The following is a 6,782-nucleotide window of genomic DNA, read 5'->3' as shown; positions in this document are numbered from 1 at the left end:
TTCCTGCGTGGCCCTGAGGGCATCATCATCGGACTGGCCGAGCAGCTCAGCTGAAACGGCCAAACCAGGTCGCGCGCGTGAACCAGACGTGGACGTCCTCGAAAGGAACATCGCAATGTCGAAGGTTGTCGCAATCATGTCCATGTCGCTCGACGGCTACGTCGCCGACCTCAACGATGGCGTGGCCGAAGTATTCGACTGGTATTTCACCTCGGGGGACGTCGAATTCCACACCGGAGGGTCGGACCCCATGACGTTCAAGGTGTCCGGGCCGAGCGCCGAGCACCTTCGCGCTCTCACGTCCGGACTTGGTGCCATGCTCACCGGTCGACGCACTTTCGACGTCGCCCAAGGCTGGGGTGGAAATCACGCTTGGGGTCCAGCCTTCGTCCTTACCCACCACATCCCCGCCGGATGGCCGCGACCCCACTCGACTGTCCACTTCGTGACCGACGGCATCGAAAGCGCCGTGAACCAGGCCAAAGCCGCCGCCGCCGGGAAGTCCGTTGGGGTCCACGGCGCTGACACCATCCAGCAGTGCCTGAATGCTGGCCTCCTCGACGAAATCCACGTCGACATCGCGGCGGTTCTTCTTGGCTCCGGAATTCGACTCTTTGACCACCTCGTTGGCACGCCAGCCGTCCTTGGCAACCCGACGGTGATCCCGGGCGTCGGCGTTACACACCTGCGCTACCCAGTACGCAGGGCGTAGTCCTCCCCCACACCTTTCTCGTCGGCGGTGAGCTACCCGCGCAACGGAGGGGCTCCGCCTTGGTTCGGGACCAAGGGGTCGCAGGTTCAAATCCTGTCTCCCCGACCCTCCAGCGAACGCGCCTGAACGTCACTGAACGCCACCGGACAGCGGCTTGGCATCCCGCCCCTACTCCCACCGCAGGGAGGCCCGGGCCATGCGCTCCCGGGCCTCCGCGTCATCCACGGCCTCGTGGCTCAGGGCGAGGGCGTGTACAGCTCACAGGTGTCGCTGCCGACGTTGTAGCCGATGGCGCCCACGACGAGCACCTTGCCATTGAGCAGCCGCGTCGCCGTGTGCTTCCTCCGGGTGTTGTTCGTCGGTGACGTGAGGGCCCAGGTTCCCGTGTTCGGGTCGTACAGCTCCGCTTCCCGGAGGGCCCCGTTCGGCCCATCCCCTCCCGTCATCAGCACCTGGCCGTTGGACAGGCGGGTCATGGTGTAGTTCGAGCGGCGCACGACCGGGGCTTTGCCCCGCTTCCAGGTCTGGCTTTGGGGCTCATAGAGCCAGGTGAATGCGCCTCCGCCCACCAGCACCGTGCCGTTCGCCAGCAGCACCGCCGCGTGCTCACCCAGCGGTTCGTCTGGGGGGGCAATCGAGGTCCAGCTGTTCGTCGAGGGGTTGAAGAGCCGGGCGAGCGGGGTGTTCCAGTTTCCTCCCACCACCAGCACTTGGCCGTTGGGGAGCAGCGTGGCCGTGTGGCCCAGCACGCCGTGAGACGTCGCCAGGGTGGACCACCCGCCGGTCGCCGGGTCGTATGGAGCGGAAAGTCGTGGTGGACGAACTCCGCCAGGTCGCGCCCGTTGCGCAGGTAGCGCGGCGTGGCGTCGAACGTCTCTCCCTGGGCGGGGGACTGGCCGTTCTGGATGCGCAGCCATTCGTCGAAGGCGGAGACGCGGTCATCCCCGGCCACCCTCGTGCGGATGCGCTGGGAGACGGTCTGCGCGCCGTAGGGCACGTCCAGCAGCAGGAACTGCGAGATGAAGGGGCCCACCGTGCTGCCGGGCAGGCTGTCGCGGAAGAGCGTCTGCGCCGTCACCTGCCCGTTCTCCCGGGGGCCGCGGAACACGCCGAGCTGGTTGAGGCGCTGGAGGGCGTCGGGGATGACCGGCGTGGAGGCGGCGTAGTCCTGGAAGGAGACGTCGCGTGCCAGCGCCATCCAGTACAACTCCTCCATCTCCCCGGCGATCTCCAGGCCCGCGAAGGTGGGCGCGGGGGCGATGGCGAGCGCGTGGGAGTCCGCGCCCTCGAGCTGGTAGGCGTAGGCCGACTGCGGGTTGACGAGCATGCGGGTCCCGCCGAGGGTGATGGCCTCGAAGTCGGCTGGGTTGCCGCTGGAGATGGCGACCAGCAGCTTGTCGTACTCCTGCGTGTTGACGTCTCCGAGCCCATCGTGCGGCAGGCCCTTGGAGTAGCTGGCGAAGCGGCTGGGGTAGCGCGCCTCGTCGGCGTTGTCGGGGTGGCCGGGCAGGGGAATGCCACGCTGGAAGTTGGCGGCCTCCACCCGGACCATCTGGGCGGCGTCGGCGCGGGCGACCCCCGGGGTGGGGACGGCCCGCGGAGTGGGGCGCTCAGGCGCGGTGTCGGACTTCTTCTGCTGCTCAGGAAATGGCTGACACCATCGAGAGCCCTCCCCGAGCGCGCCGCGCCGAGCACCACCTGCCGCCGTTCGTCACCCGGCGCATAGACGAGCGACAGTTTGAGGTGCGCCTCACGCAGGCTGAACGGCCTACGGCCTCTACACCCGCACGGCGCAATCTCCCCCGGATTCCTGTTTGTAACAGGCCCGTCCGACCCTGGCAGGGGATTGCGCTCCGGTGCTCTTCCGGCTGGCGAGCCAAGGCGGGGCCTCGGGGATCGAACCTACCGCATCCTTTTCATGCACCGCACACTCACGTGCATCCTGGAGACAGTGCTCGGCATCAAGAGAAATCACAAATTAATCCTGCCACCTCAATATGGTCGCTGAATTTCTCTCATGGAGGCATTCCGTGCGGTATCGATTCCTGAGCAGAAGTCTTCTTTTGAAGTGGCTTGCCGCACTCGCGGTCGCTGGATGCGGCGGCAAGGGTGACGACTCCCCGCGGCCCTTGAAAGTCGAGTCGGTATCCCCCATCGGTGCCTCGTTTGTTGAGCGATTCGAAGCGATTGCCACCGACGGCAATGCGGGCGATCAAATCTACAATCATTGGGGCGGCAATCAGCCGCGCATCACGCGTCATGCGGATGGAACCATTCGCGTCCTGTACCTGAAAACCTCGGGCGGCCTGGTCAACTGGCGGCTGATGAAGCGCGCCCCCGCGACCGCCAGTTGGACTGAGGAGGCAACCGGCACTTCAACCGACGACGTCGTGCTCGTGCGTGATCCTGTCTCGGACCTGGCCCATGTTGTCGCTTATTGGCAATCGGTGCCCACTGTATATTCTTCACCTACGTTTACGCCTGGCACCACCATTCCAGGGAGCTGGCAAGAGCTGCCGCCAACCAGCCGGCACTATAGCGCGGTCGGTATCGGGGCAGACGGCACGCTGTGCTACAAGGCGTCGCGCGAACTGCCGACACCGGTTCCGACCTCCAATACGCAAACTCAGTACATTTGCGGTAGACATGACGGCCTCTCGACCTGGACGTGGGAAGCCCAGCAGACCATGAGCATTGGATTGCGCTACGCTTACGATTACATGTTTCCTGGCGCTTCGGGGGACGCGAACCGGCTCGTGGCCACGGCACAATCCGATTTGTACAAGACGGCCGCCGGTTACCCCAACTCCGCCAACAACTATATTTTCAATGGCATCCGGCTGTACTCCACGGGGGCTGGAGACACGGCCTCCTGGTCGCAATCGGAATTGGTAGTGCCATATTCGGCGCCTCCCTCGACGACGTCAGTGCCAACCGCGCGCCAGAAGGATGGCTTCATCGACAGCGCCGGGCGCGTGTTTTCGACCTATTTCGTTGAGCCGTCCGCTGGAGCATCGACTCCGGCGCGAGGGCATTACACGGTGATGGCGGACTCGGCGGGCAACGTCTTGTTCGGCACACGCTGGGCGTCGGTGCCAACATTTGGCGGGACGCGTATTTTCGAAGACGGAAAGAACCGGCTGTGGTTGCTGTGGACCGGGCAAGGAAGCCTCTTTACCTACGTCTATTTGTACCCAATCATCGAGGATCCGGTGACCCACGTTTTCTCGTTGGGTGCGATGACCGACCTGAGTACAGCGTTCTGGCCATATTCGATCAATGGAATGCCGATGCTGGCCGTGCCACGCGGAGGGCAGTTGATCGATAACGTGGTTGATGCGACGTTCGCCGCGAGTGACACGGTGTATGTGTCCGGTTCGCCGCTGGGACCCGAGTATCCAAACGGTAAGGCCGATCACCAGCGAATCTTCTATTTCCGCATCCATCTGCCCGATTGAACCGAAGGCCCGGCCGGAGAGCAGCTGCCCGCGCACTTCCATGCGAAGCTCGTCGAAGCACCGGCACCCAGGAAGTGAGTCGAGCGGAAGACACGCCATGCCGTGTAAAAAGGAGGCATGGCCAAACCACTCGCTGGGAAGATCGCCGTCGTCGCCGGAGCCACCCGTGGTGCAGGACGAGGAATCGCCACGGCGCTCGGCGAAGCGGGGGCGACCGTCTACTGCACGGGCCGCAGCGTCCCCGGAAGCCCGGGGATGAAGAACCGCCCGGAGACGATCAACGAAACGGCGGAGTTGGTGACCGCGCGGGGGGGCAAGGGTATCCCTCTGCGCGTCGACCACACGGTGCCCGCGGAGGTCGCGAGCCTCTTCGAACGCGTCGGCGAGTTCGACATCCTCATCAACGACATCTGGGGAGGCGATGATCTGATCGAGTGGGGCAAGAAGCTCTGGGAGACGAAGCTCGAGGACGGGCTGTTGCTGATCGATCGCGCGATCAAGACGCACATCATCACCAGCTACTACGGCCTTCCCCGGCTGCGCTCCGGTGGGCTGGTGGTCGAGATTACCGACGGCGACGCGTACTTCTACCGGGGGCATTTCTTCTACGATCTGGTGAAGACGTCGGTCATCCGGATGGCCTTCGCGCTCTCGCAGGAGCTGAAGGGGCGCGGCATCACCTCGGTCGCGGTGACCCCCGGCTTCCTGCGCTCGGAGTGGATGCTCGACCACTTCGGCGTCACCGAGGCGAACTGGCGCGACGCGGCGACGAAGATGAAGTCGTTCATCGCCTCCGAGACGCCGCTCTTCGTCGGCCGGGGGATCGCCGCGCTCGCCGCCGACCCGAACGTCGCGACGAAGAACGGGCGGGTGATCGCTTCCTGGGATCTCGGCGACGAGTACCGCGTCACCGACGTGGACGGCTCGCGACCGCATTTCGTGCGGTGGCTGCGAGAGAACGAGCCGACGGTCGCGGAGGCGTGGAAGAAGCTCGACGACACGTTCTACTCATACTGGGGGACGATGCCGTACGAGATGCCGGGGTAGGCTGGGCGTCGCATGAGAAGAGCTGAGGACAGGATGGCTCGCGAACGGCCCGCCGGGGTGCGGGCGAGGTGGGGCTGATGGGCACGCTGCTCGCGGTGCTGGCGCTCGCGGCCGAGCTGGTGGCCTGCCTGGCCGTGCTCGCCTTCGCGGCCGTCACGCTCGGGTTTCAGGGCGAGGCCTACCGCCGGGGGCTGGACCCCCTCCAGGCGGCGCTCACCTGGCTCGCGGTGCTGACCGCACTCGCGCCACTGCTCGTCACGCTCTGGGTGGCCTGGCGGCGGCTGTTCTCCTCGCAGCCGTGGGCTGGCGTGCCGCTCGGGCTGGGGCTGCCGGTGGTGGTGCTGCTCGCGGGCTCGGTGCTGGCGCTGCTCGCGTTCCAGGGCGGGGAGCTGGCGCACGCGTGGGCCTCGCAGAAGCGGCGGGCCGAGGAGCTCAGCGCGCTGCGCGCCCAGGTGGAGGCGGGCGAGCGCGGGAAGGCCTGCGAGCTGGTGGTGAAGGACCCGCGCTGCACGCGCGCGGACATGCGGCGTTGCCGTGAGGTGCTCGAGTCGCTCGGCTCTCCGGACGCGCGCTGGCGCGAGCTGAAGAAGTTCCTCACCACCGGGGACCACTTCGAGAGCTTCAATCCGAAGGAGCTCGGCTTCGCGCCGACCTGGGACTTCAACAAGAGCCTGGTGGTGGTGCGCCACGACCAGGAGTGGTTCCTGCGGACCTTCTACCCGGCGCTGCTCGCACGGCCGGAGACCTTCTCCACCCGCGAGGGGTTGCAGCGGCTCGGCGGCGTCCTGCGAAGCAGCAGCCGGCACTGGGGCTGGACGCATGCGGCCGGCGAGGTGCTGCGTGCCGAGCTGCTGCCCGAGGTGACGCGCCGGCTCGCCGAGGCGCAGCCGCGGGGCGCGGAGACGCTCCAGGACGCCTTCGAGTCCGTGACGCACCAGCTGACAGGGCTGCGGACACCGCCCCAGGACGAGGAGCCGCCGGTGCCCACGCTGGCGCGGCCGGCGCCGCAGGGGTCCATCGGGCTCGCGCGGCTGGAGTCAGAGGATGGGCGGCTGCACCTGTGGCTGCGGGCCACGCCCACCGAGGGCGAGTTCGGGGACGTGTACCTCGGCTTCGACACCCATCCCTCATTCGGCAAGGAGGGCCGGGCCATCCTCCGCCACCTCGGCGGGCTCGAGCCTGGAGAGGTGAAGCCAGTGCCGCCACTCGATTAGTGCGGCGCGGACACGCGTTGGCACACAGGACGAAGGATCAGTTGCAGCCCTGGCTCGACAGCCAGTTCTCGCCACGGGTCCGCTCGGTCGTGCCGTTCGAGCCGCCGGAGTCCACGTTCGAGAAAGACATGAGCACGCTGCTCCCCGTGGACTGGTTCCTGATCTCCATCGTCATGTTGTTGGGGATGAGCGCGGTGGAGCTCGGGTAGTTCGCACCGATGTAGTAGCGCAGCCGGCCGGCCGGCAGGCTCCCACACGTGGCCACCTTGTTCTCGAGCTGCGCCCAGTTCCCACGGTTGAAGTTGGCATCCTGCGGTACCAGGTTCGCCCGACCCCCCCAGCCCCCGAGCT

7 protein-coding genes, 1 tRNA gene and 1 pseudogene are annotated in these 6,782 nt (G+C 66.5%); 6 read left to right on the top strand and 3 right to left on the bottom strand.

Annotated elements, in window-relative coordinates; genetic code table 11:
* Both VF697_RS23120 and VF697_RS23115 read left to right on the top strand, forming a co-directional pair.
* A partial coding sequence (locus tag VF697_RS23120) for a dihydrofolate reductase family protein (protein ID WP_331098459.1) occupies positions 1–712 on the top strand: 712 nt, incomplete at its 5' end.
* A gap of 25 nt (positions 713–737) precedes the next feature.
* Positions 738–817: transfer RNA gene (locus VF697_RS23115), tRNA-Pro, on the top strand.
* A gap of 131 nt (positions 818–948) precedes the next feature.
* Here the strand turns inward: VF697_RS23115 and VF697_RS23110 are convergent.
* On the bottom strand, positions 949–1,188 hold the full coding sequence (locus tag VF697_RS23110; protein WP_331098457.1) for a kelch repeat-containing protein: 240 nt from the start codon (positions 1,186–1,188) through the stop codon (positions 949–951).
* 192 nt (positions 1,189–1,380) lie between these two features.
* Positions 1,381–1,629, bottom strand: a pseudogene (locus tag VF697_RS43555) (hypothetical protein); the annotation flags it as partial.
* A 102-nt stretch (positions 1,630–1,731) separates the two neighbouring features.
* Here VF697_RS43555 and VF697_RS43550 point away from each other — a divergent pair.
* The 4 genes from VF697_RS43550 (at position 1,732) to VF697_RS23090 (ending at position 6,431) form a co-directional block, all read left to right on the top strand.
* Positions 1,732–1,878, top strand: coding sequence for a hypothetical protein (locus VF697_RS43550; RefSeq protein WP_414641334.1), 147 nt, complete (start codon positions 1,732–1,734; stop codon positions 1,876–1,878).
* A gap of 864 nt (positions 1,879–2,742) precedes the next feature.
* Positions 2,743–4,170 (top strand): hypothetical protein, encoded by a 1,428-nt coding sequence (locus tag VF697_RS23100; RefSeq protein ID WP_331098453.1) that lies wholly within the window; start codon positions 2,743–2,745, stop codon positions 4,168–4,170.
* Positions 4,171–4,287: 117 nt separating this feature from the next.
* Positions 4,288–5,217: an SDR family oxidoreductase gene (locus tag VF697_RS23095; RefSeq protein ID WP_331098451.1), complete on the top strand. Its 930-nt coding sequence runs from the start codon at positions 4,288–4,290 to the stop codon at positions 5,215–5,217.
* A 77-nt stretch (positions 5,218–5,294) separates the two neighbouring features.
* A complete protein-coding gene (locus tag VF697_RS23090) occupies positions 5,295–6,431 on the top strand; it encodes a hypothetical protein (protein WP_331098449.1) in 1,137 nt (378 codons plus the stop codon).
* A gap of 37 nt (positions 6,432–6,468) precedes the next feature.
* Here the strand turns inward: VF697_RS23090 and VF697_RS23085 are convergent.
* On the bottom strand, positions 6,469–6,782 hold a 314-nt coding region (locus VF697_RS23085; protein ID WP_331098447.1), incomplete at its 5' end, for a DNA/RNA non-specific endonuclease.

Origin of the sequence: Archangium sp. (assembly GCF_036388035.1) — a bacterium.
In the GTDB taxonomy this organism is placed as follows: Bacteria; Myxococcota; Myxococcia; order Myxococcales; family Myxococcaceae; genus Archangium.
This window is presented reverse-complemented; position numbering and strand designations above follow the sequence as displayed.